This is a genomic window from Corynebacterium striatum ATCC 6940, assembly GCF_000159135.1.
In the GTDB taxonomy this organism is placed as follows: Bacteria; Actinomycetota; Actinomycetes; order Mycobacteriales; family Mycobacteriaceae; genus Corynebacterium; species Corynebacterium striatum.
On the sequence record NZ_GG667579.1, the window covers coordinates 1 to 241 of the forward strand.

Here is a 241-nt window from a genome sequence, read left to right on the forward strand (position 1 = left end):
GATAATCAGACCAGAGATAAAGTTGGCGAAAATTTCCTGCAAACCAAAACCGAGACCAACACCGAGCGCGGCAACCAGCCACTGCAATTTCGACCACTCAATACCAATCATTGAGAAGCCGACCAGCCCGCCAATCAGCATCAGCAGATATTTGGTGATGGTGGTGATGGCGTAACCCGTACCCGGCGTTAAATCCAGGTGCTGCAAATCGCCAGTTCCAGCAGCGCGGGCAAGTTGCGCA

1 pseudogene is annotated in these 241 nt (G+C 52.7%); it reads right to left on the reverse strand.

From position 1 onward, the window contains the following. Positions 1-241, reverse strand: a pseudogene (locus HMPREF0308_RS12815) (mechanosensitive ion channel domain-containing protein); the annotation flags it as partial.